This window comes from Corallococcus sp. AB045 (genome assembly GCF_003668895.1).
In the GTDB taxonomy this organism is placed as follows: Bacteria; Myxococcota; Myxococcia; order Myxococcales; family Myxococcaceae; genus Corallococcus; species Corallococcus coralloides.
Genome location: NZ_RAWN01000047.1, coordinates 14,156 through 40,094, shown reverse-complemented (window position 1 = coordinate 40,094; position 25,939 = coordinate 14,156). Strand labels below are relative to the sequence as shown.

Sequence of the window (25,939 nt, the reverse complement as noted above, 5' to 3'; positions counted from 1 at the left end):
GAGGCACTTGGGGTGATGAGCCGGTCTCATGCCCTCGTTCAAAAGGGCGTCTGGTCTGAAGCGGGCTTCGCCACCGAAAGCCCCTGTCGGCGGATCAACTCGTCCAATTCGAAGCTCGGGGCCAGGCCGTCGGTGAAGCGCATCTGCCGGTAGCGAACGTAGGATGGCCCTAAAGCCTCGACATAGGTCAGGGTCACTGCGTCCCCGCTGGAGCCGCCCTCGGAGGTTTCCATCAGGCGCCGCAGCCGTCGTACGCCCACGCGCTCCGTCGATCCAGCATCCGGGGCGGGGCCCGCGATGATGTCGACATCGATCTGGATTGGATCGCGAGTCTCGTGGGCATCTGAATCCGGCGTGACCAGCCAGCCGTGCTCGCGCGCCTTGGCCGCATAGTGGGAGGCAAGCCTGAGTTCGTAACCCGCTACGGGTGGATGAATGGGTAGCGCGGTCATGGGGGGAGTCGCTTCTCGGCAACCGAACATACAAAGCACAAGAAGAGCGAAGACCCCCACCGCACGGTAGATTGGAACATGCCTCCCTGAATTCAAGGAAAGACCCTCGCTGCTTTCACGTCGCGATATGCTTCGTAGCCGGGTGGAGGGGGGCGTTCAGCCGCGAATGCGCTTGCCGAATGGAGCGAACGCGACCATTCCGAGCTTGAGGTGCTGCAGCGCGAACGGAATGCCGATGATCGTCAGCGCCAGGCTGACTCCGATGACGACGTTGGTGAGGAAGATCCAGATTCCAGCGAAGAGTGCCCAGACGATGTTGAGCCCGAAGCTCATCGCGCCTGCGCTGGGAAGATCCTCGATGTCCTTGCCGAAGGGCATCAGCGCGAGGCCGGCCATCTTGAAGCACTGCACGCCGAACGGGATGCCGACGAGGGTGAGGCAGAGCACCAGTCCACCGAGCAGGTACTCGAGGCAGAGCACCAGACCTCCGCCGAAGATGATCCACAACAGGTTCAGAAGCAGGTTCATGATCGGCTTATACGTTGGAGTCGTCAGTCGATGACATGAGCCCGTCTGAATTTCGCCAGGCCTCGATTTCAGGAGCCGCGCGCGCTGCTATCGCTTGAGCCAGGGCGCGGGGTGTCTGTCCATCCCCGAGCCCCGTCGCGGAGGCGTCCCGCCAACTGGCGCCTACTCCTCCGTGGCCTCCTGCGGCTCCTGGAAGTCCACGTCGAAGTTGACGCGCTGGCCGGGCTCGATGGTGAAGGTCTTCTGCCAGTGCGACGGGCCCACGTTGACGTTGAGGCGGTGGTAGCCCTCGAAGACGTCCAACTCCTCCACGGGGACCGTGCCCACGGGCTTGCCGTCCACGGAGACGTTGGCGCCAGCCGGGCCGCGCACGTTGATGAAGGCCTTGTTGAGGAAGAACTGGTAGGCGGAGCGGCCCGTGGGGGCCACCGTCACCGTGCGCGACACGGAGATGCCGAGCGCGCCGTTGGTGAAGGTCAGCAGGTGCTTGCCCGGCGGCAGCGACGCGGACAGTGGCGTCCGGCCCAGCAGCGCGTTGTTGAGCGTGACCTCCACGCGCGGCTCCACCGTGAGGTCCAGGATGCCCATCGTCGGGCCCGCGTCCACACCAGCGTCAACGCCCGCGTCCTCGACGCCCGCGTCGAAGGGCTCGGCCACGACGATGGGCAGGCCCGCGTCGAAGGTCTCCACCGTCATCGTGCCCTGGAGCTGGCGCTGGACGATCACCGCGCCCGCGCCGAGCGTCAGCACGAGCCCGCCCACCACGAACGGGACCCAGGAACGCGAAGGCTTCTGCGCGGCCACTGGCCGCGCTGCGGGGCTCGCCGCTCCGCCGAAGATGGGGCCCGCGGGCCGCGTCTCCGTGGATGCCGTTGGAGCAGGGGAGGGCGTCACGGTCTGAGCCGTGGCCGGGCTCGTGGTGCTCGGGACAGCGCTCTGCACCGGAGTCGCGACAGGGGTGCTCTGCGGGACCTGCACCGCTGCCGGGGCCTGAGCGGCCTGCACCGGCGCCGTCACCACGGGCTGCACGGGCGCGGCAGTCTGCGGTGCAGTGGTCACGGCCTGCACGGGAGCCGGCTTGCTGCTCTCCGCCGAGGAGAACTCCGGCACCTTGCTCTTCACGGGCTCCGCGAGCCCCGCGCCGTTCGCGATGATCTCGGCGATCTGCGGCGTCGGCATGCCCGCCTTCGCCAGCGCCTCCGCGATGCCCTTCTCAATCGTCGCCCGGCGCGCCGCTCTCGCGTCGCTCTCCGGCGGGAACAGCTTCGCCAGGTGCTCCGCGAACTCCTCGTGCGTCGGCAGCTTGCCAATCGCATCCACCAGCGCCTCGCGGAACGCGAGCGCCGACGAATAGCGCTCCAGCGCCCGCTTCGTCGTCGCGCGGCGCACGACGGCATCCAGCTTCAGCGGCACGTCCGCCGGCATCGGGGGCAGGGCGCGGTTGAGCACCGCCTTGTCCGGATCCGCCGACTCCTTGAACGGCATCTTCCCCGTGAGGCACTCGTGCAGCGTGAGCCCCAGCAGGAACACGTCCGACTGCACGTTGACCGCTTCACGCCCGCCCAGCAGCTGCTCCGGGGACGTGTACGCGCGGCGGTTCTTCACGCGCTTGCCACCGCGCTCACGCGGCGCCACGGACAGCGCGCCGTAGCCCGTCACCTTCGTGTAGCCGCTGAAGGACACCATCAGCGTCTCGGGCCGGATGTCTCCGTGCACCAGCGGTGAACCGTCGTCGTTGCCCGCCACGTGCGCGTAGTGCAGGCCCATGGCCGCGTCCGCCACCACCAGCGCCGCGAACGCGGGCGACATGCGCGGGTTGGCTTCCAGCACGCGCCGCAGCGGCTCGCCGTCCGCGAACTCGGTGACTCGCGCGAGGCCCCCGTCCAGCTTCTCCAGGCCGTGCACGCGCAGGATGTTCGGGTGCTCGAAGACGATGGCGCGGTTCGTCTCGCGCTCCAGGCGCGCCACCAGCTCCGGGTTCTGCGCGATTTCAGGCGGTGCCCAGATGAGCACCACGGGGCGGGGCGTGGCGCCTTCCTCCAGCGACAGTCCGAGGAAGGCACGCGAGCCCTCTCCGGCAAGGAGGGGGCCGAGTGACTGATAGCGAGGCGAACTCATGGGAACGGCATGCTAGTGCCCTTCCCGTCGATCCTGGAATCCCCGGGTCGCGCCTAGAGTCGCTGGCCTTCGAAAGGCAGCGTCAGGTGGTAGCCATAACGCCCGCGCCGCACGAGCAACAGCACGCTACGTCCCCGTCGCGCCGTCAGCAGGGCTTCACGGAAAGTGTCACCCGTGGGGACAGGCTGATTGTTCATCCGCAACAGCACGTCCCCCGGCTCCAGCCCAATCTCCGAGGCAGCCGACCCCTGCCGCACGGACGAAATCGCCATCCCGCCCTTGGACTCCTTCACGCGGAGTCCCAGCTTCTCCCACGCCAGGTTCTCAAGCAGGCGAGCTGGAAATTCGACCGGCGTCACCTGCACCGTGCGGTTGCCGCCTGCTCGGAAGAGCACCAAGGGGAAGACCGAGCGGGCGGGGTAGCCGCGCACGCGCGAATCGAAATCCTCCGCGTCCTGGATGCGCGAACCGCCCAGCTCCGCGACCAGGTCTCCGCGCTGCACACCGGCCTGCGCTGCGGGGCTGTCCGGATCCACGTTCGTCACGATGACACCGTACGTGCGGTCCCACCCGAGCCGCGCGGCCACCTGCGAGGGCAGATCCGCCGTGTCCATGCCCACCCACGCGGGGCGCACCTTCCCGAAGCGCGTGAGCTCCTCCACGATGCGCCGCACCTTGTCCGCGGGGATGGCGAAGCCGATGCCCTGCCCGTTGGCGTAGATGGCCGTGTTGATGCCGATGATCTCCCCGTCCACGTTGAGCAGCGGCCCGCCGGAGTTGCCCGGGTTGATGGCCGCGTCCGTCTGGAGGAAGTCGTTGTAGACGCGGCTGTCCGCACGGAAGGTGCGGCCCGTGGCGGACACCACGCCTGCGGTCACCGTCTTGCTCAGGCCGAACGGGCTGCCGATGGCGACCACCGTCTCGCCAATCATCAAGTCGCTGCTGGTGCCCAGCTTCGCCGTGGGCAGGGGCTCCTTCGCGTTGACCTTGAGGACCGCCAGGTCGTTGTTCGCGTCACTGCCCACCACCTCCGCGTCGAAGGTGCGCCCGTCCGCGAGCACCACGTGGATGGCGGACGCGCCCCGGATGACGTGGTCGTTGGTGACGATGATGCCGGACGGGTCGATGATGGCGCCGCTGCCCAGGCCCGTAATGCGCTGGCGCGTCTCCGGCTGCGCCATCCCCTGGCCGAAGAACTCCTCCAGGGGCGAGCGGGGCCGGCCCCGGAAGCGCGACTCCACCTCCTGTTCGGTGCCGATGTAGACGACCGCCGGGGAGACCTTCTGAACCACCTCCACCACGTCGCTGCGGCGCCGGGACAGGTCCGCGTGCGCCGGGAGCGCCAGCACGAGCCCCCACAGCAAGAGCCCCCACCGGATGTGTGCTGCCCTCATGCCATTCCTCCGTACGCCGCCGGGAATTGTCTCCCGGAAGACAGTCTGAATGTCGGGAAGGCCTCAGCCATTCCCTGGGTGTCTGGAAGCGGCGTCCCGCTCTTCATAGACCAGATGCTGCGGCCGTGATCGAACGCACTTTCAGGCAGAACGTCCTTGCCCTGGGCCGATTGCGGCGTTGGGGGAGCAAGGGCAGCCCTGGGAGTCCCGGCGCGGCGTGTTGCTGGCTGCCCGCGGGGGCCTTGGGAGCGGTTGCGCATGAGTCTCGTCCTGGTCGCGGATGACGAACCCGCCGTGCTGGAAGTCCTGAGCCAGGTGATTGAGGACCTGGGGCACGACGTGGTGCGCGCGCGGGATGGCGAGGAGGCGCTGGCGCTTGCCCGGGCCCACCGTCCGCGGCTGGTGGTGACGGACCACATGATGCCGCGCATGAGCGGCATGGAGCTGTGCAGCCGGCTGAAGCAGGAGCCGGGCCTGCGCGAGGTGCCCATCATCCTGCTGAGCGCCGTGCTCCAGCAGGGCTCGCCGGATGCGTCCGCGTTCCTCAACAAGCCCTTTGAGATCACCGACTTCGAGACGCTGGTCCACGATGTGCTGGAGAAGGCCCCCGCCGCGCCCCCGGAGCCCACCACGCCCGTGGAGGCGCTGAGCCGGTGGGTGGCGCAGTCGCTCCAGGGCCCGCTGGAGGCCGCGAGGGATCAACTGCGCACGCTTAGAGACCTGCCCCCACCGGGCAAGGGCGCGGTGGAGGCGCTGGGCGCGCAGCTCCAGTCACTGGAGCGGATGGGCCGCTACCTCCAGGACGCCGCCCGTCTGAGCGCGGGCAGCGTGACGTTGCGGCCGGTGGAGGGCGACCTGCGCCAGCCGCTGGAGGCCTCCGTCGCGCGCTGCCGCACCACGGGGCCGGGCGTGCCGGTGGAGGTGACGGTGCCCCCGGAGGCGGTGGGCCTTCGCTTCGACCCGGAGCGCCTGGAGCAGGTGTTCGACGTGCTCCTGTCGAACGCGGCCCGGCAGGGCGGGGTGCGCGTGGAACTGGAGGCGTCCGCGGAGCAGGTGCTGGTGCGCGTGAGCGACCCGGGGCCGGGCATCCCGGATGCGGAGCTGCCCCGGCTGTTCCAGCCCTTCCCGGAGGGCCCCGCGCGGGGAGATGCGCTGGGGCTCTACGTGGCCTCGGAGCTGGCGAAGCTGCACGGCGGCGCGCTCTCCGCCGAGTCGCGCCCCGGGCAGGGCGCGACGTTCAGCGTGTCATTGCCGCGCGTGGCCTGACGCCTCAGGCCTTCTGCGACTTCAGCATCCAGCCGATCATCTTGTAGAGCAGGCGGGCGCCCACGTTGGCGTCCCACTCGCTGCCCTCCGGGTCGGGGGCCACTTCGGTGAGGTCGAAGCCGACGATGGTGCGGCCCGAGCGCACGACGCCCGCGACGAGCGCGATGGCCTCCGGGAAGGACAGGCCGCCGGGGACGGGCGTGCCGGTGTTCGGGCACAGCACGGGGTCCAGGCCGTCGATGTCGAAGGACAGGTAGACCTGCTGTGGCAGCTTGTCGACGATCTGCTTCACCTGCTGGTTCCAGGGCAGGCCGTCGAAGCGGTTCTGCTGGAGGACGGCGTCGTAGAAGGCGTGGATGCGGCCGCCGGAGCCCTCGATGTAGCGGTGCTCGTTCTCGCTCATGTCGCGCAGGCCCACCTGGACCAGCGTCTTCACGCCCGGGATGCGCTCACACACGTTGTAGAAGATGGACGCGTGCGACCAGGTGAAGCCCTCGTACGCGACGCGCAGGTCGGCGTGCGCGTCCAGGTGCAGCACGCCCATGCCGGGGTACTTCTCCGCGTGGGCCTGGACGATGCCGAAGGAGATGGCGTGATCGCCTCCCACGGCGGCCACGAGCTTGCCCTGCTCAATCCACTGCTTCGCGGTGCGGTAGACGTGGTCGTTGAGCTTCTCGCTGAAGCCGTTCACGTCCTTGGCGGCGAGGAGCAGCTCGGCCTCGCCGGAGTCGATGCCGCCGGCCTCGATGACGAGCTGGGCGCGCTCCTTGGCGCGCTCGTTCCACTCGTGCAGCTCAGCGGGGGCCTCCAGCATGGCGATGCCGCGCTCGTAGGGCCGGCCGGTCTCCACGTCGAAGAGGTCCACCTGCTTGCTGGCCTCCAGCAGAGCGGCGGGGCCGTTGGACGTGCCGCCGCCGTAGCTGGTGGTGGCCTCGAAGGGCACGGGGATGACGACGACGTGGGCGTCGTCGGGAGAGTGGGGGAGGCCGAAGATGCCGGAGCCCGGCTGCGCGGCGGCGGCGGGGTCGAAGTGGGTAGCCATGGCGGCGCAGGATACGGTTCCGCATCCGGGGCGCAATGGCTTCGGTGGCTCCTGGCTGCCCTCAGGGAGGCGGGGCCTTCAGGAACTCGCGCGCGTGGTCCGAGCTGGGGCCCTGGAGCCCCAACCGCAGGTAGCGGTCGTATTCCGTTCGCGCCTCTTTCAGCCGTCCCAGGCTCTCGTAGGTGTTGGCCAGCGCGAACCGGCACGGGCCGCTTCGTGGATCCGCCGCCACGCAATCGCGGAACGAGGCCAGGGCATCCGAGGGCCGCCCCAGTTCGAGGAAGGCCCTGCCCATGGAATAGGCCGCGGCTGCCTCATCGGACGGCGAGCGCGGATGCTGCTCGCCCGAGCGCACGACCCACAGGAGCAGCATCACGCCGAGGAGTCCACCGCCTCCCATGATGAGGCCGTTGCGCCAGTGGCGATGCCAGCGGATCTTCCGGCGTGCCGGGGCCATGGGTTCAGGAGCCGTGGGCGGAGCGTAGGGCGCCCGGGGCAGGCTCTTCGCAACCAGCTCCGCGGGAAACACGGGCCATTCGTGCATCGCGGGTGAGGGCGGGGCGGACTCGGCGTCCACAGGGGCGCGACTGGCGAGCAGCCGTTCGTCGCGCCAGGTCTGGAGCTGCCGGAGGAAGGGCTCCGGAATGGAGACGTCCCGGTGCTGGGCGGCCAGCTGTTCCTGGAAGCACCACGCCATGAACAGCTTCCGGGCATGGGTGGGAAGGCGCGGCGCGTGCGAGCCCAACCAGTCCGACAGGGATTGTTGCAGCGCCTCCGCGCTCCGGTAGCGCTCGTCCGGAGAGGGCATGAGGGCCCGCTTCAGGATGGAGAGCAGGTCCTCGTCCAGGCCGGGGTTGAGGCTGCGCGCCGGGGTGTGCCGGCCCTCGATGGCTCGCTGGAAGATCTCCAGTTCGTTGCCGGTGATGGGCCGCTCGCCACAGAGCAGTTCGAACAGGACGACGCCCACCGCGTAGACATCCGCGCGCGCGTCCGAGGGCCACTGCTTGAGCTGCTCCGGCGCCAGATAGGGGTATTTGCCTTTGACGACGCCGACCTCCGTCTCCGGCCGCCCCGCGAGCCGCGCCTTGGCGATGCCGAAGTCGGAGACCTTCACCTCGCCCTCGTAGCTCACGAGGACGTTGTCGGGAGAGATATCCCGGTGCACGAGCCCCAGGGGCGCGCCCTGTTCGTCCGTGCGTGTATGGGCATGATGCAGGCCCCGGCACAGCTCGATGACGGTGCTCACCGCGAGCGGCGCGGGCATCCAGGCCAGCCCCCTGGCCTTGAGCTGCTTGAGCACGTGGGACAGCGGCTGGCCGTCCACGAACTCCATGGCGAGGAAGTACTCGCCCTCCACCTGCCCGAAGTCGAAGACCTGGACGATGTTGCCGTGATTGAGCCCCACGGAGATGCGCGCCTCGTTGAGGAACATCTCCACGAAGGCCGGGTTGTCCGCGTACTCGCCCAGGACGCGCTTGATGACGACGGTCTTGGTGATGCCCGGTCCCGCCGTGTATTTCCCCCGGTAGACCATGGCCATCCCCCCGGCGCCCAGGCGCTCCAGGAGCTCGTAACGGCCAAAAGGGAGGGGCTGCGTCGCGCTCACCCGGGTCACGGTAGCAAAGGGAGACGGAGGCCGGAAACTCCGGCATCCCCAGCAGTCCAGGTGTCAACGTGACGGAAAGGACACACATGGCGACGCGGAAGAAGACGGTGGCGAAGCGCAAGGGACGGCTCACGGTGGACGACGTGCGCGAAATGGCGCTGGCCCTGCCGTCGACGGAGGAGCGCCCCTCCTACGGCACGCCCGGGTTCCGGGTGAGCGACAAGCTCTTCGCGCGGGTGCTGGATGACGACTCCATCGTCATCCAGGTGGATTTCGACCACCGCGAGGCCCTGCTGGATTCCAAGCCAGACATGTTCAAAGTGACGCCGCACTACCAGGACTGGCCCATGGTCATCGTGCGTCTGAAGACCGTGAATCGGCGCCTGCTGGAGGTCCTGCTCAAGGAAGCCTGGCGCAGGTGCGCTTCCGCCAAGGTGCTCAAGGCGGAGGAGCCCGCCGCGGCTGCTCCCAAGCGAGCGGTGAAGAAGGCTGCCGCCCGAAAGCGGAGCGTGTAGCGGCTTCAGTCCCAGCGAACGACGATCTTGCCCACGGTGCTGTTGCCCGCCATCCGCTCCAGCCCGGAGCGGAGCTCCGTCATGGGCAACACGGCATCCACCACGGCCCGCAGCGCGCCGGAGTCGAACAGGGGCAACAGCTGCCGTTCCGCCACCTGCGTGAGCAGCATCTTCTCCTCCGCGGGCCGGCTGCGGAGCACCGTCCCCTTGAGCGTGAGCCGCTTGCGCATCACCGGCCCCAGGTCCAGCTCCGCTCGCGCGCCCGCCACCGAGCCCACCTGCATCAGCCGCCCTCGGGGCGCCATGGCCTTCACGGACTCCGGCAGGTAGGCGCCGCCCACCAGGTCCAGGCACACGTCCGCGCCCCGGCCCTCGGTCGCCTTCAGTACGGCATCCGCGAACACCGGCGGGTTGCTCTCACACAGCACCGTCTGGCCCACGCCCCATTCGGAGGCCCGCGCCAGCTTCTCCGCGCTCCGCCCCGTGCCCACCACCCGCACGCCCATGGCCCGGCAGATCAGCGCCGCCGCGGAGCCCACGCCGCTCGCCACCGCGTGCACCAGCACCGTCTCACCAGGTCTCAGGTCCGCCTGGAGCACCAGCGCGTCGTACGCCGTGAGGTACGCCTCCGGCAGTGCCGCCGCGTCCGCGAAGTCCAGCCCGCGAGGCATGCGCAGCACCTCGCGCTCGTGCGTGGTGAGCACCTCGCTCCACGCGCCGCCACCCACCAGCCCCATCACCCGGTCGCCTGGCTGGAACTTGCGCGCGCGTGGGCCCACCGCCACCACCTCGCCCGCGTACTCCAGGCCCGGCACGTCCTGGGGGACGTCGGGCGGCGGCGGATAGGCACCCCGTACCTGGAGCAGGTCCGCCCGGTTCAGCGCGCTCGCCCGCACCCGCACCTGCACGTCGTAGGGCCCCGGCACCGGCTCCGGCCGCTCGTCGAACGCGAGGACCTCCGGACCGCCCGGCTTCGTGATGCGCACGACCTTCATGACCTGCCCCCTTCCGCGAGAAGACCCACCACACCGTTACAACAACAACCGCGTCACCAATCCGAAGTACGCCAGCAGCGTCACGTTGTCGGACACCGCCAGCACCAGCGGCGCCGACGCCAGATGCGGATCCACCTTCAACCGCTTGAAGAGGAACGGCAGCACGCCGCCCAGGCACGACGCCAGCGTGGCGGACACCGTCACCGCGACGAACAGCGCCAGGGGAAAGCCGAACCCCGGCGAATAGACGCGCCCCAGGAGCGCCACCACCGCCGCCGCCATCAACCCGGCCAGGCTCGCGGCCAGCACCTCGCGCGCCACCACCTTCCGGTCCACCTCTCCGTGCGTCACCATCGACGCGGCCACCGCCGTCGTCTGCACGCCCAGGCTCTCCGACAGCACCAGCACCATGGGGATGAAGGCGCTCACCACCACCAGCTCCGCCACCGTGCGCTCGAACAGCCGCGTCGTCGTGGCCGCCAGGAACCCGCCGCCGATGTTCACGAGCAGCCACGGGAAGCGCTTGAGCGCCATGCGCCCGGGCCGCGTCTCTCGCGCCTCGCCCTTGGGCAGGCCCACGAAGCGGTAGACCTCGTCGCGCACGCGGCCCTCCACCTCGTCGAAGAGCGTGTCGGAGAACGCGTCCACGAACTGGTTCATCTCCACCACGCCCACGATGCGCTCTTCCGCGTCCACCACCGGAAACGCCAGGAAGCGGTAGGTGACAAAGAAGTCCTCCACCAGCGCGTCGGAGGCGTCCACCGGCAGCTTCACCACCCGCGTGAACATCAGCGACGCGATGCGCTCGTCGGGCGACGCGCGGATCAGCTTGCGGATGGGCACCACGCCCACCAGCCGGCCGGCCGGGTCGCACGCGTAGCAGTAGAAGATCTCCCCCGTGCCGGGGTGGGCGCGCAGCTTCTCCAGCGCCTGGGCGACCGTGTCCTCCACGCCCACGGCGGTGAAGTCCCGGGACAGCCGGTCGCCCTGCAACAGCGTGTGAGCGGTCTCCGGAGGCATCTGCACGGGGCCGGGCACGAAACGTCCTGGCCCGCCGGAGCGTCAAGGCTTATCTAGGACTCCATCCGCCATGCCACTCGCGCCGTGTCCCATCTGTCAGAAGCCCGTGCCTCCGCGTCCGGAGAACACCTCCCATCCCTTCTGCTCCCGCCGCTGCCGCGCCGTCGACCTGGGCCGTTGGCTGGGTGAGGAGTACCGCGTGCCCGACCGTCAGGCCGAGCAGCAGGAGGACGAGCTCCCCTCCGACGGCGAGCCGCGCCGCCACCACGACGCCTAGCCGTTGCCGGCGTCCGAAGCTGGAAGATTCCCGGACCGCGCGAACGACAGGGCAGGGGAGCGTGCCACCGGAAGGCCCGCGCCCGTGCGCCCCGGAGGGCAGGGGGCGGGCGTGCCGCTGGAGTCGCGGGGAGAGTGACGCTATACCCGCCTGCCGTGAAACGCGCCGTCAACCTCATCGCCAGCCTGCTCGTCACCGTTGCCTTCATGTGGTGGGCCTTCCGGGACACGGACCTGTCCACGCAGGTCGCCAGCCTCAAGGCGGCCAACTACGCGTGGATCTTGCCGTACTGCGTGTGCCTCACCTTCGTGCACATCTTCCGCACGTTGCGCTGGGGTGCGTTGCTGTCCGGCCTGGAGCGCGTCCCGTTCCGCAAGCTGAACGAAGCGTCCGGCATCGGCTTCATGATGCTGCTGGTGCTGCCGTTCCGGCTGGGTGAGTTCGCGCGGCCCTTCCTCATCGCCCAGCGCAGCTCCATCCGCCGCAGCGCGGCCATGACGTCCGTGGTGCTGGAGCGCATCGTGGATGGCCTCTTCGTCGCTGCGCTGTTCCGGGTGCTGCTCTTCTTCGTCCCGACGGAGACCCCCGAGGTCCGGTACGTGAAGCTGGGCGCGTGGCTGATGTTCGCCGTGTTCGGTGGCGGCCTGATGTTCCTGCTGCTGGGCCTGTGGCAGCAGGAGCGCACGGTGCGACTGGTGCGCGCCACCGTGGGCCGCTTCTCGCCGGGCATCGCGGACAAGGTGGCGGACGTCGTGGACACCTTCGTGGGGGCCATGCGGCAGCTCCCCGACCGCAAGCACATCGCCCTCTTCTTCCTCTACACGGTCGCCTACTGGGGCGTGAACGGCCTGGGCATGGCGCTGCTCGCGCGCGCCTTCGACTGCTCCGGCGCGGCGGCGGGCACGGCCTGCGAGCCCATGAACCTGACGCTGTTCCAGTCCTACATCGTGATGTGCGTGCTGGTGGTGGGCGTGATGATCCCCGCCGCGCCCGGGATGATGGGCACCTTCCAGGCCGCCACCAAGGTGGGCCTGGGGTTGTTCATGCCCGCCGCGATGGTGAACGCGCACGGGCTCGCCTACGCGAACGTGCTGTGGATGTGCCAGACGTTCCAGCAGATCGCCTTCGGCCTCATCCTGCTGTCCATCAGCCACATGTCCTTCCGTGAGCTGGCGGGGAAGATGAAGAAGGACGACGACACCTCGGTCACCCGCTCGTCGGTGGCCTGAGGCCCTTCCGGCGCTACGGGGCGGGCTGGGTGGCCTGCCCGCCGTCGGTCGGTGGCGGGGACGCGGGAGGCACCTGCTGGGCGCGCACGCTGTTCCTCACCTGATCGGTGACGGCGGCGGGATCCACGGTGCCCTTGAACGTGCCGAAGGGCGTCTCGATGCTCTGCTCGCGCTTGCCGTCGGTGCCCGGCGGACCGCACCAGGCCTTGGCGGCGTCCTTCAGCGAACCCACGGGCGTGCGCACCGCGGTGCGCGTCTCGGTGGTGGACTTGGCCACCAGCACGTGGTCGCGCATCAGCACGCAGTGGTCCTCGTCGAAGTACCAGGCCGCCGAGCCGTCCGCGAACTCCTGCGCCCGCTCCGGCCCCCTGCCCATGGTGTCCGCCACCTGGGCGGCCGTCATGCCGGGGTAGAGCTTCTCGAAGCCGGGGGTGGCGCAGCCGGTGGCGGCCAGCGCGAGCAGTGCGGACAGCAGGGAGGGACGCATCCGGGGCGCGACTCCTGGAAGGAGAGGCGAACAACCCTAGCGTGTTCCTCCCGGACCGCTCCAGGTGGGCCTGGAGGCGATGACGGGAGGATTACAGCTCCTGCTCCAGCCAGCGCCACAGCCGCTCACTCAGCAGGCGGGCGCGGCGGCGGAGCAGGGGGCCGCTCACGACTGGCCCTCTGTCTTGGCGGGGATTCGGCCGTACTTGGACAGCAGGTCCTCCACGGCTTCACGCAGGTACTCGCTCTGGTGGATGCGGGTGCGCCGCGCCAGTTCGCGCAGCTTGTGCACCTGCTCCTCGGGAACGAGGACGTGGGTGGAGACGATGTCGGCCTCGGGGCTTCGGACCTCACCGGGTTCCACCGCGGACGGGGACGACGGAGCGTCGGGGCTCAGCGGGCTGGCGCTTCCATCCTGCATCGGGCTTCCTCCAGGAATGCTGCTACAGGCCGCTACCGACCTGGCGTGGGCATTAGGGGGCCGGCCTCTCGTGCCGTCAAAAAAAGGAACACGCGACGGGCCGGGTTGACTTGGAACCCGGTGCGCTGTTACTCGCGCATCCACGTAAGGGGAGTAGTTCCCGCCCGGCAGCGAGGGGCGGAGGGGCGCTCGACACACTGGCTGGTGACAGCCCGGGCCCCCATCTCGTGAAGCGCGCGAGACGAACGAGACCTTCGGACAGGGATTCAACGCTCCCTGGCCGAGGTCCGTCGTGCGCGCTCCTCCCTGAAGCGCTCCACCCCACGACATCCTCCGCGCCAGGAACTGGGATGGGGTGCCATCGTGTCTTTGGAAGCCATTGTCGGATCATTCGTCCTCGTCGCCGCCAGTGAGATGGGGGACAAGACGCAGCTGCTGGCGTTCTCGCTGGCGTCCAGGTTCCGCAAGCCGTGGGTGGTGCTGGGCGGCATCTTCGTGGCCACGGTGGCCAACCACGCGCTGGCGTCGTCGGTGGGCACGTGGGTGTCCACGCACGTCCCCGCGCGGGTGATGGCGCTGGTCCTGGCGGTGTTGTTCCTGGGCTTCGGCCTGTGGACGCTCAAGCCCGACACGCTGGATGAAGACGGCGGAAAGCCTCCGCGCTTCGGCGCCTTCCTCACCACGGTGGCGCTCTTCTTCATGGCGGAGATGGGGGACAAGACGCAGCTGGCCACCATGGCGGTGGCCGCGCGCTACCAGGCGCCGGTGCTGGTGACGCTGGGCACGACGGCGGGGATGCTGGTGTCGGACGGCCTCGCGGTGTTCCTGGGCGACCGGCTGTCCGGGCGGGTGAACATGAAGTACGTGCGGTGGGTGACCGCCGCGCTCTTCTTCCTCTTCGGCCTCGTGTCGCTCTGGACGGCCTGGCGCGGCTGAGGCTTCACGAAGGGCCCCGGCGTGCAGGGACGCCGGGGCTTCGCGGTGAGGACTACTTCAGGCTCGCCGTGTCGATGACGAAGCGGTAGCGCACGTCGTTCTTGAGCATGCGCTCGTAGGCGTCGTTGATCTTCTGGATGGGGATGACCTCCACGTCGGAGGCGACGTGGTGCTTCGCGCAGAAGTCGAGCATCTCCTGCGTCTCACGGATGCCGCCAATCATGGAGCCGCCCAGCTTGAGCCGGCGGGGGATGAGCGAGAAGGCCGCCAGCGGCGTGGGAGTCTCCGGCGCGCCGACGATGATCATCGTGCCGTCCGTCTTCAGCAGGCTCAGGTAGGCGTTGTAGTCATGCTGCGCGGAGACGGTGTCCAGGATGAAGTCGAAGGACCGCCGCAGCTTCTTGAACGTCGCCTTGTCGGACGTGGCCTCGAAGTGCGTGGCGCCCAGGGCGAGCGCGTCGTCGCGCTTGGACGGCGAGGTGCTCAGCACCGTCACCTCCGCGCCCATCGCCTTGGCCAGCTTCACGGCCATGTGGCCCAGGCCGCCCAGGCCCACGACGGCCAGCTTGCTGCCGGCCTTCACGCCGTAATAGCGCAGCGGCGAGTACGTGGTGATGCCCGCGCACAGGAGCGGCGCGGCGCGGTCCAGGGGGATGCCCTCCGGGATGCGCACCACGTACTTCGCGTCCACGGTGATGTGCGTGGAGTAGCCGCCGTAGGTGGGCTGGCCGTCGTATTCACGGCCGTTGTAGGTGTTCACCGCGCCGCGGTCGCAGTACTGCTCGTCGCCCGCGAGGCACTGGGGGCACTCGCGGCACGAGTCCACGAAGCAGCCCACGCCCACGGCGTCACCCACCCTGAACGTGGTGACGGCGCTGCCCACCTGGGACACCTTGCCGACGATCTCGTGGCCCGGGACCATGGGGAAGAGGGCGCCGCCCCACTCGTCGCGGGCCTGATGGATGTCCGAGTGGCACACGCCGCAGTACTGGATGTCGATGAGCACGTCCTGGGGGCGCGGCTCACGGCGCTCCACGGTGAAGGGGCCGAGCGCGGCCTTCGCGGTGGGGGCGGCATAGGCAGGGGTCGTGGGCAAGGAAGGCTCCTGATGGGAAACGAAGTAGGGGCGGCAATCTAACGACGCCGGGGCCATCGTGCCGGGGAACATCGGGAGAAGTGGACCTGCCCGGGGGGCATCCAGGAGACTCCGCGCCCATGAGCCAGGAACGTCTGCAGCAATCCCTGTCCGCGGGTCCCCATCACCTCCTCTCCCGCCTGGTCGGCACGTGGGAGGGCGTCGCGCGCACGTGGTTCCAGCCCGACAAGGTGGAGGATGAGTCGCCCATCTCCGGCACCTTCCGGAGCGTGCTCGACGGCCGCTACGTGGTGCACGAGTACACGTCTGCCTTTGGGGGCAAGCCGCTGTCCGGGATCGCGACGCTGGGCTACCACCTGGACGGGCGGCAGTTCACCATGTCGTGGGTGGACACCTTCCACGTCGGCACGGACATCATGGCGCTGCAGGGGGAGGCCGGGGTGAGCGACCGCATCTCCGTCACCGGCAGCTACTCCACGGGTGAGCAGTCGCCCCGCTGGGGCTGGCGCGTGGACCTCGAGTTGACGAGTCCGGATGCGCTGGTCATCACGCACTTCAACATCGAGCCGGGAGCGGCACCGCAGAGAGCGATTGAGATTCAGTACAAGCGGCGCTGAGCCAGGATGCGCGCCTCGTGACGTCCGGCGTCCGTCCAGTCCTCGGTGAATGAGAGGGATTGGAGCCCCTGGAGCAGGGTGGGCAGTTCACCCTCCTCCAGGAGGAAGCGCGCGGACGGGTGCGGATGGCGTTGCAGGTTGCGCCGGGTGGGCTGGGCGAAGACAAACAACCCGCCCGGTGCAAGGAGCTTCGGCACAGCGGCCAGGAGCGGCCGCCAGAGGTAGTTCAAGCACACGACCAGATCGAACGGACCGGGCGGCAATGCATCTGTTTCCAGGTCCAGGCGCAGGCGCGTGAGGGACACGCCCGCGTCGCGCGCCAGGGTTTCCGCCTGCGCCAGCGCCACGTCGGAGATGTCCACCAGGGTGACGTCCAGCCCGCGCCGCGCGAGCCAGCATGCGTCGTGTCCCGCGCCGCCGGCCAGGTCGAGCGCCCGGCCCTTTCGGGGCAGCCGGTCCTCGAGCGAGCGGAGGAATGCGGACGGCTCCCGCGGCGCGGTGGCCTGCTGGTACTTGTCGTTCCAGCGCTGGCGATCCTCCTGGGACATGGCTTGGGTTCCTACTTCCGGGTCATCAGCGCGTTGAGGGTCGGGTAGCTGGCGGCGGCTTCGAACAGGCTCGCGGAGTGTCCCTCGCGGAGGAAGGCGGAGGCGAGCGCCCCGGCCCGGCCCCAGAGGGCCTCCGGGATGGCGGAGCCGGCGCTGAGCCGCCGCACCCCCAGCCGCTGCAACTCCGCCTGAGCGGGGAGGTCCTGCCGCGCGAGCACGTTCACGGGCAGCGAGGTGCCCCGGGTGATGGCCTGGATCTCGGCTGCATCCGTGACGCCCGCGGCGAAGAGGCCATCCGCGCCGGCCTGCTGGTAGCGGGCAGCACGGGCCAGGGTCTCCTCCACGCGGCGCTCGGGCGGCACGAGCTTGCGAAGGTAGACGTCCGTGCGCGCGTTGACGAAGACGTCCACGCCCAGCCGCGCGCCGGCCTGCTTCACGCGTTCAATCTTCGCGGCGAGCAGCTCCGGAGGACCGCTGCCGTCCTCCAGGTTGCAGCCCACGGCGCCCTCGGACAGGAGGCGGGCCACGTTCTCCGCGGCGGTGGCCGGGTCGTCGGAGTAGCCCGCTTCGGCGTCCACGGTGAGGGGGACCTGGATGGCGCGGGCGATGGTACGAACCGTGTGGACGAGCGCGTCCACGGGCAGCGCATTGCCGTCCGCGTAGCCCAGGGCCCAGGCGATGCCGGCGCTGGTGGTGGCGATGGCCTTCGCGCCCAGGCTCTCGAAGAGGCGGGCGCTGCCGGCGTCCCAGACATTCGGAAGCACGAGCAGGTCAGGGCCCTGGTGCAGCGCGCGGAAGGTGGGGGCGGTGTCGGGACGGGCGGTCATGCGTGGGGGCTCCGGTGACGGGGTGAGAGGGATTCAGGCGTGGGTCTGCTCATGGTCGAGCAGCCAGCGCTTGCGTTCCAGGCCTCCTGCATAACCGGTGAGCGAGGCATTGGCACCGACAACGCGGTGGCACGGGACGACGATGCCGATGGGATTGGCGCCATTGGCCAGGCCCACGGCGCGGATGGCCTTGGGACGTCCGATGCGTTCGGCGAGCCGGCCGTAGGTGGTCGTCTTTCCCACGGGAATCTCGCGGAGGGCGCGCCAGACCTCGCGCTGGAAGGGCGTGCCGCCGGTCTCCACGGGGAGGGAGGCGATGGCGCCCAGGTCTCCGCGCAGATACGCCTGGAGCGCGGAGGTGCGGCCGGCGGGGTCGCGCGCGGTTTCGAGGACGCAGCCGTTCTCGCCGTAGTGCAGGCGCAGGAGCCGGTGCATTCGGGCCTCGTAGCCCTCCCAGTCCAGCGCGCGCAGGCGGCCCTCCTCATCACAGACGAGGAGCGCCACGCCGGCGGGGGTGGGCGTGGAATCGATGAAGAAGCGCAGACGGTCAGGCATGAGCTTTCCGGTGGGGAGGGGTGAGGGCCGCCGCGGTCCAGAGGTACTGGGCGGCGTAAGCGCGCCACGGGCTCCAGGCTTCGGCGCGCCGCAGGAGTGCTTCGGGCGTGGGACGAGGGCCTCCGCCTTCCGTCGCGGCGCGAAGCAGGGCGACGTCGGAGGCAGGAAAGGCATCCGTCTCGCGGACGGCGCGGAGGGCGATGTACTGGGCGGTCCACTCGCCAATGCCGGGCAGGCGCGTGAATCGGGCGACGGTGTCCGCGAGCGACGGGCCGGGCTGGAACAGCGAAGGGTCCGCCACGGCCGCCGCGGCGAGCTGGGAGATCGCCCGGGCCCGGGCGGCCGGCATGCCCAGGCCGGTGAGGTCCGCTGATGCGAGGACTTCGGGGCGGGGGAAGGCGCGCTGGAGGCGGGCATCGCCGGTGAGGGCCGGGTCCAGGCTTTCGCCATGCATGGCGAGGAGCCGCTGTCCCAGCTGCCGCGCGGCGACGGTCGTCACCTGCTGGCCCAGGATGGCGCGGACCGCCAGCTCGAAGCCATCCCAGCCACCCGGGGCGCGAAGTCCGGGCCGCGCGTCGAGCAGGGGCGCGAGCAGTGCATCCGTCGACAGGTGGGCACGGATGGCCTCCACGTCCGCGCCCACGTCGAAGACGCGCCGGACCTGGGCGACGACGGAGGGCAGCATCCGCACATCGCTGACACGCAGGGTGGCGCGCAGGGCGTCGAGCCCCGGTGCGGGCGACACCTCCACGGCGCCCTGGCCCCAGGCGTTCGTGAACGTCCGCAGATAGCGGCCGGGCTCGACGTGCTCCATGCCGGTGAATGCGCGGGCCGTCAGCCAGGCCTCCATCGCGTCCCAGTCGTAGGGCGGCCGGTAGGGGATGAGAAGCGTCACCTCGGGACCGGCGGACGTCACTGGCGCCGCCCGGGAACGGCGGAGGGTGCCCGGAGGTCGGCCGTAGAGCGACTGGAAGACGGCGTTGAAGCGCCGCACGCTGCCGAAGCCGGACGCGAGGGCGACCTCGGCCATGGGCAGGGAGGTCTCGTGGATGAGCTGACGGGCGAAGAGCACGCGGCGCGTCTGCGCCACGGCGACCGGTGAGGCGCCCAGGTGTTGGTGGAACAGCCGGCGCAGCTGCCGGTCCCCGACGCCGAGCCGGTCCGCCAGCACCTCGACGCTGGCCTCGTCGGCATCCAGCAGGCCGTCCGCGATGAGCGCCAGTGCGCGCGAGACGGTGACGGAGGTGCCGCGCCAGGGCGCGAGTGAGGGCGAGGCCTCGGGCCGGCAGCGGAGGCAGGGCCGGAAGCCTGCTTCCTGGGCCGCCGCGGCAGTGGGGTAGAAGGTGCAGTTCTCGAAGCGGGGCGCGCGGGCCGGGCAGATGGGGCGGCAGTAGATGCGCGTCGTCTTCACGGCGGTGAAGAACCGCCCGTCGAAGCGGGAGTCCCGCGTCGTCAACGCGCGGTAGCAGGCGGTGGGGTCCAGGCCGTCCATGGGGTGAAGGTCACACGGCGGACCCTGGATGTCTGGCCGTTTTCGGACGTGGACGTTCGGCTTCTGGGAGCAGGCCTGCCGGCTCGCCTACCACCTCACCGTCAGGGCGGTCGTCCCTCCCGAGTCGATGGTCGCGGTCGTCTCGTGACGGCCCAGTGCGGCGTGCTCCAGCAGGACCTGGACCTTCGTTCCGTCGACGCGCACCGCTGGCGTCGGGGACATGCCCACGAAGGCGCCGTTGATCCACACGCGGGCGCGCGGAATGGCGATGACCTTCACGCGCGTGGGTGTCTCCTCGAGCTCCCGCCATCCGCCGCCGCCGCCGCCACCGCCGCCGTGGCAGTGATAGCCACCCGTGGCCCGTACGTTGTGACAGCCGGAGCTGTTGGTCCGTCCCGGATGCGCCCTCGCGAGGTGTGAACACGCCAGCGCCGCGACGACCCCCAAGCCCAGCGCCGCCTTGCTGACGCGCCTCATGGATCCACCCGTCCCATCTGTGCTTCGACCAGCGTGTCGTCATGCCATCCCAGCAGGGCCGTGTGCCGGCCCAGGCGCACCGTCACATGGGCCACACCCTTGCCCGCATGCACGAGGTCCTTCGCGGAGAACTCCTGGCCCGTGAATCGCTTCGCGGCAAGCTGGAGCGCCGCGGGCGACAGCCCCGCCTTCCCATGGTCCGGCGTGGTGACGTAGAGGCCACGGGTCATGCCCTGACCGACGAACAGGTACGTGAGCGTCCCCGGGGGCGCGTCCACCACGCGGAACACATCCGAGCGCTGCATCTCCAATCCGGAGGGACCGAGCTGTGCCTGGGCGACTTCCACGGGTTCCCCGAGGGGAAAGCGATTGCGCAGCAACGCCTCCCTGCGGCCGAGGAGCGCGGCCCTCGCGGCGGTCATTTCAGCGTCGCTTCCGAGCACCGAGAGCAGTGCGCCCACATCCTCGTCCGCGGTCCGGAGCTCGCGCAGCGAAGCACCGAGCCCTCCCGCGTGGGCCGTGGCCGTTGCCATCCGGGTGAGCTCCGCGCCTCGGAAGGAGGCGAGGGCCGTGCGGGCTGTTTCGCCCGTGTCGACCGCCACCGCGGCGTGGAGGGCCGTGGCGCGGCAGCGAACATCGCGGGCAGGGCATGCACGTTCCTGACGCAGGTAGGCCTGGGTGATGAGCGGCTCGGGGCGTTCTGAGACGAGCGTCCGGGCCTGGATGCGTGACAGCACCTGGATGGCCTCGGCCAGCTCTCCCTTCTCCAGCGCGGCCTTTCCCGTCGCGATGCGGAAGTCCTCCAGCTTCGCGCGAAGTCCGTCCATGACGGAGGCCGGAGCCCGCTCGGTGGACAGGGCTTTCAGCTCCGCCTCGACCGTGTCCTCCGCGCCGCGTTCCAGCGCGGAGCGAGCCCATGCCTCGCGCAGCTTCACGCGCGCCGTCTCCAGGGGACCGGTGCCCTTACCGGAGCCCGCGTAGTGACGGATGAGCCTCACCGCGTCGCGATTGTCCATGCCCTGGATGCGCGCGAGCACGAACGTATTCCGCGCCTCGATGTACTCAGGACTGGATTCACCGTTGGCCTCCAGCAGGTCCGCATGCAGCTCGGCTTCACGGAGCTGGCCCGCGGCCGTCAGGCGGACCAGCTCCGGAACCGATGGACGAATGAAGAGAAAGCATCCCGCGAGGACGAGCGCGCAGAGTCCCGTCAGTCCGATGCCAATCCGGTCGTGCCACCGTGCGGGAGATTTCGCGCCACCAGCGCGTCGGCGGCGCAGCGCGGTCGCGGCCCACCACCAGGTCCCGGGCCAGAGACCCAAAATCGCAAGCATGGCGAGCCAGCTCTGGTCCGGTTCCGCGTAGAACGCGTGCCGTGAGATGAACGCGCTGACCAGGAAGGGCACGGCGAAGAAGCCCGCCATGGCCACGCCCATCAGGGCACCGACGCGCCGGTGGAAGGCGGAGGTGTCGCGGGCCTGGGTGGGGTGGAGGTCGCGTCCCATCAGGTGGATGAAGCCCGGCCTGCCCGCGAACTCGAAACAGACGGTCGCGGACGGGGCTTCAAAGACATCCAATGTCTGGGAAAGGATTCTTCCGCGCAGCGGCTCGAGCTCGGGCTCCAGCGAGGACCTCGCGGCGATGAAGCCCGCGGAACGGGCCTCATCCCCCAGCGCCGAGCCGGGCAGGGGACCCGGGTGCTCCACGGAAGCCAGGGCCCGCGCTCCCGGCCATTGAAGTGCCCGCTTCGAATCCTCCAGCAGGCCCTTGTGCGCGGAGAGGGCCTTCGCATCCGGCCACGCACGCACCTGGGTGCGTTCGACGGTCGACACCCTCAGCCACCGGCGGAGCGTCCCCGAGCCCCGGCAGGTGTGGCAGCCCACCATGCCCTTCGTGCAGCGGACGCACTTCTTCGTGCCCTTTCCCCGGCACTCCGTGCAGTTCACCATCCGGTAGCTCTTGCGCGCCCGGCTCATCCGCCGGCCGGACCCGCCGCAGCCGGAGCAACTGGCGCGAAGGGAGCCCCTGCACGTGGGGCACGTCACCTGTCCTGCGCCCTGGCAGTCTCCGCACATGGCGAGGTGAGATGACTTTTCGGCCAGGGCCTCCGGAGATGCGCTCCACAGGTCGAGTGTGTCGAGTGAGACCGGAGGCGTGGAGCGCGAACTCCGGGCCGTGTTCGCTCCGCCCGCGTAGGCCTCCGCCGCCCAGGTGCCGGTGCGGACGGCGTACCGGGTGACGAGCCGCCCGTAGCGGAGCACGGACGCGTCGACCCGGGTGATGAGGTCCGCGAAACCAAGGGGGCCCAGCCGCCAGCGCGCCCAGCGGACGGCCGCGGCCCGGGCCTTCGAGTGGATTTCCTCGTCCAGCATCGTGCGGACTCCCCCGGGGCATGGGTGCTGCGCGTCGGGACAGGGGGGCATCGGACCGCGCCGGGAGGGGGCCTGACAATCCCCCGGAAGGGGGACGGGCGGGCGCTACGGAACGAAAAAAGCCCCGGAATCACTTGGGAAAGTGACTCCGGGGCTGCTTGATGGCCAGGGTCAGACTTGAACTGACTACCTGCGGATTATGAGACCGCCGCTCTAACCAGGTGAGCTACCTGGCCGTGAAGCCCCGCCCGTATACCGGGCCAGGGCCGTGACCGCAAGAACTTCGGACGGGGTGCCCGGGCCCTTCCTGACAGGGCTGCGGGAGGGGGGCGCCTTCCGACTTTCGCCCCTGGACCGGCTGCCTGCTTGGGCGACAGGGCTACTGGTAGCGCGCGACCCAGAGGGTGTCGCCATCCGCGGCTGTCTCAATCCACACCGCCGTTGCATGCCCATTCAGGTCGATGGCCCCCGTGATTGCGCCCACGACAGCTTCCGGCGCGGACCGCAGGGGTTCCGGGGCCCGGAAGTTGCCAGGGGCATATTGGTAGCTCGCCCAGGCCGTGTGGTCGGACTGTGCCCAGAAGGCGACCTGGTCACCGGCCGGGTCGGAGGCGAGCACGGGATATCCGCCCAGCACGGTGCCTCCGAGCCGCGGGTTGTTCGGGTCGACGCTGCGGTCGAAGCGCGGGCGGATGTCCCATTCCTCCTTCGACGCGAGGTACACGCGTCCCTCGGCGGCCCCGGTGAGGGGCGGGGGGTGGGGGAGGTACAGCCAGCCGGCCAGCGCATCGCCCGTGTTCGTCGCGATGACGATGGACGGGTTGAACATGCCTCCGTAATCGGAGATGTGCGAGTCGATGCGCTCGGCGGGCTGCCATGTGTTGCTCTCACGGTCGTAGCGGCGTGCGTCGATTCCCTGCATCAGTTTGCCGGTCAGCGTCGCGACGTGCTGGGGCCAGACGGCGAGCGCGTTGCCCGCCGCGTCCATGGCGATGGCGGGCGTCGTGGCCGCGCCGTAGTTCGACCGGCTCAGGATGGAATCGCCACACCACTGGAACTTGTCGGCGTTGTACGCGCTGCCATGAATGGCCTGGGTCCCCCGGGCGTCCGCCTGCTGCCATTGCACGAGCGCGCTGCCGTTCGCGTCGAGCGCGGCGGCGGGCCAGAGAGACGGGGTGTCACGCGCCGTGTTGAGGGGCACCGGCGGCTGGACCCACCGGTTGCTGGCCGCCCCATAGCGCATGGCCATCACCCGGTGCTCGACGGGCTTGCACAGCGTCTTGCAGAGCGTTGTCCAGACGAAGACCGCGTCGCCCGTGGGGGACATGGCCAGGCGCATGGTGGGGATGTCGTCAACGGGGAACGTGAGCTGTAGCGCGAGGCTCCACTGGCCCGTCGCCGCTGAAAAGTGGCTCGCGAAGAAGGTGTTGCCCGCCGGGGTCTGCTGGAGCCAGACCGCCATGGCATTTCCCTGCTCATCCGCGGCCAGACTGCTCCGCAGAAGGTTGCCGGGTTGGGATTGGAGCGGCTGCTCGGGCGTCCATGTATCGGACGTGGCGGTATAGCGGCTGGCGTAGAGCGCCGTGTAGTCGTGGGGCGCGTTCTGGGTCGTGACATGCGCGAAGATGGCGAAGGCGCTCCCGGATGGGCCCGCCGCCACGCGCGTGTACTCCCACGAAAGCGACGGCCCGGTGGAGAGCCGCTGGGGCTTGCTCCAACTCATGATGCTCGCAGCCCCCGCGATCGGATTCCGCGGGGAGGGGGCCGCCCCCAGGGTGCAAACCGCGCAGCCGAACTCACACAGGAGCAGTCCCATCACGAACAGCGAGACGCAACGGAAATGGAAGCTCATGTATCTCCGGTCTCATCTGTTCGCGGTGGGAGGCGCCGCGCACGCCTGCCCCCTCTCTGGACAGCGCCTGGATCTATTCCCTGTCCCCCTGGCGGGTCAGTGTCCGCAAGTCCCTTCCGTGCGATCAGAATGCGACGGCTGACGCAGGGAACCGCTTAATCTCCACCGAGAATGAAGAGCCTGGAACGGTGGAGACAGAAGGTCCGGCAGCTCAAGACGGAGGTGGCGGCGCTCTTCATCGCGGCCCGGCATCCTGGAGTCCCCTGGTACGCGAAGCTCCTCGCGGCGGGGGTGGTCGCCTACGCGCTGAGCCCCGTGGACCTCATTCCAGACTTCATCCCGGTCCTCGGACTGCTCGATGACCTGATCCTCGTCCCACTCGGCATCCTTCTCGTCCGCCGGCTCATCCCTCCCGCAGTGCTCGCCGAATGCCGGGACAGGGCCCGCCAGGAGGCGAACCTGCGCAAGACGAGCTGGGCCGCGGGGGCGGTCATCCTCACCCTCTGGGTGCTGCTCGCGCTGCTGTTCGTCCGGTGGCTGCGGCCTCACTGACGCCATCGCCTGCGGCTACAGTGGATGAAATGACGCCCATACCTCTTCTCGTCGTTGTCCTCGCATCCACAGCAACCGCAGGTGACGTGCCGCGCTCGGGCTATTTCGGTGCGGGAGTCAATCTGGAGCCCCTCTCCGTGGGGCCCGTACAGGCGTTCTCGGGAGGCCGAGTGGCGGTGGGCATCAGCCTCCAAGCCGCTTTCCAGGTGGATCTCGGTGCCCGGTGGGCATTCCGCCTGCCGCTGGAGGCCGGGGTCGGCGGCTCCGGGGATTCCACCTTCTCCGAGCTGGGCCTCACCCCGGGGCTGCTCTACCGCTGGCGCAGCGATGCCGCCCAGCGATGGGTTCCGTATCTCGGTGCCGGGCTGAAGCTCGGAGCCGCGGGGGCGGGCAGGGCGTTTCTGGGGCTCCCTCTCGTCACCACCGTGCAATCGCTCGACTTCGACTTCGATGATGGCGACGGCGATTCCGATGATCCCAACTTCGAGTCGCGCCTGGGCGCTTTCCCGGAGGTCTGGGCCGGGGTGGAGTGGCACCCCAACCGATGGTTCTCGCTCAACGTGGCCGCTGCCTATACCTACGTGCGGTTGCTCGGCACGAACGTTCATCTGCTGCATGAACGGGTGGGCGTGAGGTTCTCCCTTTAGCGCGCCTCCTTCATGAGGATGCATCGCCGCGTGGCGGTTCCGGTGCTTGAGACGGCGCGCGCTCGTCAGCGCTGCTGCTGACCGGGCGAGGACGGCTGGCCCTGCTGTGGGGTGCCGCTTCCGCTCATGCAGCGCTGCATCCCTTCCGCCATGCGCTGAACCTCCGAGACCTGGTCGGGGTTCTTCGCGGTGAGCCGCAGGATGGCCCCTGTCCGCGTCTCTTCTACCTTCACGTCCGCCATTCCGTGCATGGGGCAGCTCATTCCCGCTCCGCCCATGCCATGGCCCATCATCCCGCCGCCCATCATTCCGCAGGGGCAGCTGGATTGCTGCTGCGCGGGCGTGTTCGTCTGGCGCTCCGGGTTCGGTGTCTGACCGGTGCCTTGGGCTCCGGCAAGTGGTCCGAAGAGCAGTCCCGTGGTGATGATCAGACCGTATCCAAGCTTCCTCATGGCATTTCCTCCCAGGCTCGAACTTCCCCAAGGAAAAGCTGCTGCCTGAGCTGGAGGATGGCCTGTTCGAGCCAGAGTGGAACGTGGGGGGAGGCGGTGGCTCGCCGCGTGAGGCGGCATCATTTCCGCGGAGCCGTGAGGTTGTGAACCTCATGGACCGCGGGACA

27 protein-coding genes and 1 tRNA gene are annotated in these 25,939 nt (G+C 69.7%); 8 read left to right on the top strand and 20 right to left on the bottom strand.

The window, feature by feature from the left end; genetic code table 11:
• Positions 1-38 precede the first annotated feature (38 nt).
• From D7Y21_RS14105 to D7Y21_RS14090, 4 genes are all read right to left on the bottom strand, one after another.
• Positions 39-452 carry a Tsi3 family protein gene (locus D7Y21_RS14105; RefSeq protein ID WP_120565732.1) on the bottom strand — a complete coding sequence of 138 codons (414 nt, stop codon included), beginning with the start codon at positions 450-452 and terminating at the stop codon, positions 39-41.
• Positions 453-608: 156 nt separating this feature from the next.
• Positions 609-980, bottom strand: a complete 372-nt coding sequence (locus tag D7Y21_RS14100; RefSeq protein WP_120565731.1) for a YccF domain-containing protein — start codon at positions 978-980, stop codon at positions 609-611.
• 162 nt (positions 981-1,142) lie between these two features.
• On the bottom strand, positions 1,143-3,098 hold the full coding sequence (locus tag D7Y21_RS14095) for a serine/threonine-protein kinase (RefSeq protein ID WP_120565730.1): 1,956 nt from the start codon (positions 3,096-3,098) through the stop codon (positions 1,143-1,145).
• 53 nt (positions 3,099-3,151) lie between these two features.
• Positions 3,152-4,492, bottom strand: a complete 1,341-nt coding sequence (locus D7Y21_RS14090; RefSeq protein WP_121713729.1) for a trypsin-like peptidase domain-containing protein — start codon at positions 4,490-4,492, stop codon at positions 3,152-3,154.
• A gap of 258 nt (positions 4,493-4,750) precedes the next feature.
• On the opposite strand from D7Y21_RS14090, the gene D7Y21_RS14085 reads away from it, so the two are divergent.
• Entirely contained in the window at positions 4,751-5,758 is a 1,008-nt protein-coding gene (locus tag D7Y21_RS14085) for a hybrid sensor histidine kinase/response regulator (RefSeq protein WP_120565728.1), read from the top strand.
• Positions 5,759-5,762: 4 nt separating this feature from the next.
• On the opposite strand, the gene D7Y21_RS14080 is transcribed toward D7Y21_RS14085, so the two are convergent.
• Both D7Y21_RS14080 and D7Y21_RS14075 read right to left on the bottom strand, forming a co-directional pair.
• The gene (locus D7Y21_RS14080) at positions 5,763-6,800 is read right to left on the bottom strand and encodes an agmatinase family protein (protein WP_121713727.1); all 1,038 of its coding nucleotides are present in this window, start codon (positions 6,798-6,800) and stop codon (positions 5,763-5,765) included.
• Between the two features lie 61 nt (positions 6,801-6,861).
• On the bottom strand, positions 6,862-8,406 hold the full coding sequence (locus D7Y21_RS14075; protein ID WP_147469279.1) for a serine/threonine-protein kinase: 1,545 nt from the start codon (positions 8,404-8,406) through the stop codon (positions 6,862-6,864).
• An 86-nt stretch (positions 8,407-8,492) separates the two neighbouring features.
• On the opposite strand from D7Y21_RS14075, the gene D7Y21_RS14070 reads away from it, so the two are divergent.
• The gene (locus D7Y21_RS14070; protein WP_121713723.1) at positions 8,493-8,921 is read left to right on the top strand and encodes an MmcQ/YjbR family DNA-binding protein; all 429 of its coding nucleotides are present in this window, start codon (positions 8,493-8,495) and stop codon (positions 8,919-8,921) included.
• 5 nt (positions 8,922-8,926) lie between these two features.
• Here D7Y21_RS14070 and D7Y21_RS14065 read toward each other — a convergent pair whose 3' ends face one another.
• Together D7Y21_RS14065 and D7Y21_RS14060 are read right to left on the bottom strand one after the other, a co-directional pair.
• Complete coding sequence (locus tag D7Y21_RS14065; protein WP_121713721.1) at positions 8,927-9,916, bottom strand: NAD(P)H-quinone oxidoreductase; 990 nt, start codon at positions 9,914-9,916, stop codon at positions 8,927-8,929.
• A 36-nt stretch (positions 9,917-9,952) separates the two neighbouring features.
• Positions 9,953-10,954 (bottom strand): magnesium transporter, encoded by a 1,002-nt coding sequence (locus D7Y21_RS14060; protein WP_121713720.1) that lies wholly within the window; start codon positions 10,952-10,954, stop codon positions 9,953-9,955.
• Between the two features lie 52 nt (positions 10,955-11,006).
• On the opposite strand from D7Y21_RS14060, the gene D7Y21_RS14055 reads away from it, so the two are divergent.
• Positions 11,007-11,213 carry a DNA gyrase inhibitor YacG gene (locus D7Y21_RS14055; RefSeq protein ID WP_014396283.1) on the top strand — a complete coding sequence of 69 codons (207 nt, stop codon included), beginning with the start codon at positions 11,007-11,009 and terminating at the stop codon, positions 11,211-11,213.
• A 155-nt stretch (positions 11,214-11,368) separates the two neighbouring features.
• Positions 11,369-12,442 carry a lysylphosphatidylglycerol synthase transmembrane domain-containing protein gene (locus tag D7Y21_RS14050; RefSeq protein WP_120565723.1) on the top strand — a complete coding sequence of 358 codons (1,074 nt, stop codon included), beginning with the start codon at positions 11,369-11,371 and terminating at the stop codon, positions 12,440-12,442.
• Positions 12,443-12,455: 13 nt separating this feature from the next.
• Here D7Y21_RS14050 and D7Y21_RS14045 read toward each other — a convergent pair whose 3' ends face one another.
• Both D7Y21_RS14045 and D7Y21_RS14040 read right to left on the bottom strand, forming a co-directional pair.
• The gene (locus tag D7Y21_RS14045; RefSeq protein WP_120565722.1) at positions 12,456-12,929 is read right to left on the bottom strand and encodes a hypothetical protein; all 474 of its coding nucleotides are present in this window, start codon (positions 12,927-12,929) and stop codon (positions 12,456-12,458) included.
• Between the two features lie 165 nt (positions 12,930-13,094).
• Entirely contained in the window at positions 13,095-13,349 is a 255-nt protein-coding gene (locus D7Y21_RS14040) for a ribbon-helix-helix domain-containing protein (protein ID WP_120565721.1), read from the bottom strand.
• A gap of 369 nt (positions 13,350-13,718) precedes the next feature.
• Between D7Y21_RS14040 and D7Y21_RS14035 the strand changes: the two genes are divergently transcribed.
• Positions 13,719-14,285, top strand: a complete 567-nt coding sequence (locus tag D7Y21_RS14035) for a TMEM165/GDT1 family protein (RefSeq protein ID WP_120565720.1) — start codon at positions 13,719-13,721, stop codon at positions 14,283-14,285.
• Between the two features lie 52 nt (positions 14,286-14,337).
• On the opposite strand, the gene D7Y21_RS14030 is transcribed toward D7Y21_RS14035, so the two are convergent.
• Positions 14,338-15,381 (bottom strand): NAD(P)-dependent alcohol dehydrogenase, encoded by a 1,044-nt coding sequence (locus D7Y21_RS14030; protein WP_121713718.1) that lies wholly within the window; start codon positions 15,379-15,381, stop codon positions 14,338-14,340.
• A 119-nt stretch (positions 15,382-15,500) separates the two neighbouring features.
• On the opposite strand from D7Y21_RS14030, the gene D7Y21_RS14025 reads away from it, so the two are divergent.
• Positions 15,501-15,998 (top strand): DUF1579 domain-containing protein, encoded by a 498-nt coding sequence (locus D7Y21_RS14025; RefSeq protein WP_121713716.1) that lies wholly within the window; start codon positions 15,501-15,503, stop codon positions 15,996-15,998.
• Here the strand turns inward: D7Y21_RS14025 and D7Y21_RS14020 are convergent.
• The 8 genes from D7Y21_RS14020 to D7Y21_RS13985 form a co-directional block, all read right to left on the bottom strand.
• Positions 15,980-16,546 carry a bifunctional 2-polyprenyl-6-hydroxyphenol methylase/3-demethylubiquinol 3-O-methyltransferase UbiG gene (locus D7Y21_RS14020; protein WP_120565717.1) on the bottom strand — a complete coding sequence of 189 codons (567 nt, stop codon included), beginning with the start codon at positions 16,544-16,546 and terminating at the stop codon, positions 15,980-15,982. The two genes, D7Y21_RS14025 and D7Y21_RS14020, sit on opposite strands and share 19 nt — an antisense overlap.
• 11 nt (positions 16,547-16,557) lie before the next feature.
• A complete protein-coding gene (locus D7Y21_RS14015) occupies positions 16,558-17,373 on the bottom strand; it encodes an isocitrate lyase/phosphoenolpyruvate mutase family protein (RefSeq protein WP_121713714.1) in 816 nt (271 codons plus the stop codon).
• Positions 17,374-17,406: 33 nt separating this feature from the next.
• Positions 17,407-17,928 carry a methylated-DNA--[protein]-cysteine S-methyltransferase gene (ogt, locus tag D7Y21_RS14010; protein ID WP_199735418.1) on the bottom strand — a complete coding sequence of 174 codons (522 nt, stop codon included), beginning with the start codon at positions 17,926-17,928 and terminating at the stop codon, positions 17,407-17,409.
• Positions 17,921-19,420 (bottom strand): DNA-3-methyladenine glycosylase 2 family protein, encoded by a 1,500-nt coding sequence (locus tag D7Y21_RS14005; RefSeq protein ID WP_121713712.1) that lies wholly within the window; start codon positions 19,418-19,420, stop codon positions 17,921-17,923. The genes ogt and D7Y21_RS14005 overlap by 8 nt, the downstream gene beginning before the upstream one ends.
• Before the next feature lie 87 nt (positions 19,421-19,507).
• Positions 19,508-19,897, bottom strand: coding sequence for a YHYH domain-containing protein (locus D7Y21_RS14000; protein WP_121713710.1), 390 nt, complete (start codon positions 19,895-19,897; stop codon positions 19,508-19,510).
• On the bottom strand, positions 19,894-22,269 hold the full coding sequence (locus D7Y21_RS13995) for a hypothetical protein (protein WP_121713709.1): 2,376 nt from the start codon (positions 22,267-22,269) through the stop codon (positions 19,894-19,896). Before D7Y21_RS13995 ends, D7Y21_RS14000 begins: the two co-directional genes overlap by 4 nt.
• Before the next feature lie 162 nt (positions 22,270-22,431).
• A tRNA-Ile gene (locus tag D7Y21_RS13990) sits at positions 22,432-22,505 on the bottom strand.
• Between the two features lie 143 nt (positions 22,506-22,648).
• Positions 22,649-23,992, bottom strand: coding sequence for a hypothetical protein (locus tag D7Y21_RS13985; RefSeq protein ID WP_147469278.1), 1,344 nt, complete (start codon positions 23,990-23,992; stop codon positions 22,649-22,651).
• 300 nt (positions 23,993-24,292) lie between these two features.
• Here D7Y21_RS13985 and D7Y21_RS43630 point away from each other — a divergent pair, with 300 nt between their 5' ends.
• Together D7Y21_RS43630 and D7Y21_RS13975 are read left to right on the top strand one after the other, a co-directional pair.
• The gene (locus D7Y21_RS43630; protein ID WP_121713705.1) at positions 24,293-24,673 is read left to right on the top strand and encodes a YkvA family protein; all 381 of its coding nucleotides are present in this window, start codon (positions 24,293-24,295) and stop codon (positions 24,671-24,673) included.
• Between the two features lie 170 nt (positions 24,674-24,843).
• Entirely contained in the window at positions 24,844-25,320 is a 477-nt protein-coding gene (locus D7Y21_RS13975) for a hypothetical protein (RefSeq protein ID WP_121713703.1), read from the top strand.
• A gap of 65 nt (positions 25,321-25,385) precedes the next feature.
• Here the strand turns inward: D7Y21_RS13975 and D7Y21_RS13970 are convergent, their stop codons facing one another.
• Positions 25,386-25,772, bottom strand: coding sequence for a hypothetical protein (locus tag D7Y21_RS13970; protein WP_121713701.1), 387 nt, complete (start codon positions 25,770-25,772; stop codon positions 25,386-25,388).
• Between the last annotated feature and the right edge of the window lie 167 nt (positions 25,773-25,939).

Bases quoted from the DNA above. Each gene is read 5' to 3' on its own strand.
- D7Y21_RS14105 (WP_120565732.1), bottom strand. From the start codon at position 452: ATGACCGCGCTACCCATTCATCCACCCGTAGCGGGTTACGAACTCAGG.
- D7Y21_RS14100 (WP_120565731.1), bottom strand. From the start codon at position 980: ATGAACCTGCTTCTGAACCTGTTGTGGATCATCTTCGGCGGAGGTCTG.
- D7Y21_RS14095 (WP_120565730.1), bottom strand. From the start codon at position 3,098: ATGAGTTCGCCTCGCTATCAGTCACTCGGCCCCCTCCTTGCCGGAGAG.
- D7Y21_RS14090 (WP_121713729.1), bottom strand. From the start codon at position 4,492: ATGAGGGCAGCACACATCCGGTGGGGGCTCTTGCTGTGGGGGCTCGTG.
- D7Y21_RS14085 (WP_120565728.1), top strand. From the start codon at position 4,751: ATGAGTCTCGTCCTGGTCGCGGATGACGAACCCGCCGTGCTGGAAGTC.
- D7Y21_RS14080 (WP_121713727.1), bottom strand. From the start codon at position 6,800: ATGGCTACCCACTTCGACCCCGCCGCCGCCGCGCAGCCGGGCTCCGGC.
- D7Y21_RS14070 (WP_121713723.1), top strand. From the start codon at position 8,493: ATGGCGACGCGGAAGAAGACGGTGGCGAAGCGCAAGGGACGGCTCACG.
- D7Y21_RS14065 (WP_121713721.1), bottom strand. From the start codon at position 9,916: ATGAAGGTCGTGCGCATCACGAAGCCGGGCGGTCCGGAGGTCCTCGCG.
- D7Y21_RS14055 (WP_014396283.1), top strand. From the start codon at position 11,007: ATGCCACTCGCGCCGTGTCCCATCTGTCAGAAGCCCGTGCCTCCGCGT.
- D7Y21_RS14045 (WP_120565722.1), bottom strand. From the start codon at position 12,929: ATGCGTCCCTCCCTGCTGTCCGCACTGCTCGCGCTGGCCGCCACCGGC.
- D7Y21_RS14040 (WP_120565721.1), bottom strand. From the start codon at position 13,349: ATGCAGGATGGAAGCGCCAGCCCGCTGAGCCCCGACGCTCCGTCGTCC.
- D7Y21_RS14025 (WP_121713716.1), top strand. From the start codon at position 15,501: ATGAGCCAGGAACGTCTGCAGCAATCCCTGTCCGCGGGTCCCCATCAC.
- D7Y21_RS14020 (WP_120565717.1), bottom strand. From the start codon at position 16,546: ATGTCCCAGGAGGATCGCCAGCGCTGGAACGACAAGTACCAGCAGGCC.
- D7Y21_RS14015 (WP_121713714.1), bottom strand. From the start codon at position 17,373: ATGACCGCCCGTCCCGACACCGCCCCCACCTTCCGCGCGCTGCACCAG.
- ogt (WP_199735418.1), bottom strand. From the start codon at position 17,928: ATGCCTGACCGTCTGCGCTTCTTCATCGATTCCACGCCCACCCCCGCC.
- D7Y21_RS14005 (WP_121713712.1), bottom strand. From the start codon at position 19,420: ATGGACGGCCTGGACCCCACCGCCTGCTACCGCGCGTTGACGACGCGG.
- D7Y21_RS14000 (WP_121713710.1), bottom strand. From the start codon at position 19,897: ATGAGGCGCGTCAGCAAGGCGGCGCTGGGCTTGGGGGTCGTCGCGGCG.
- D7Y21_RS13995 (WP_121713709.1), bottom strand. From the start codon at position 22,269: ATGCTGGACGAGGAAATCCACTCGAAGGCCCGGGCCGCGGCCGTCCGC.
- D7Y21_RS13985 (WP_147469278.1), bottom strand. From the start codon at position 23,992: ATGAGTTGGAGCAAGCCCCAGCGGCTCTCCACCGGGCCGTCGCTTTCG.
- D7Y21_RS43630 (WP_121713705.1), top strand. From the start codon at position 24,293: ATGAAGAGCCTGGAACGGTGGAGACAGAAGGTCCGGCAGCTCAAGACG.
- D7Y21_RS13970 (WP_121713701.1), bottom strand. From the start codon at position 25,772: ATGAGGAAGCTTGGATACGGTCTGATCATCACCACGGGACTGCTCTTC.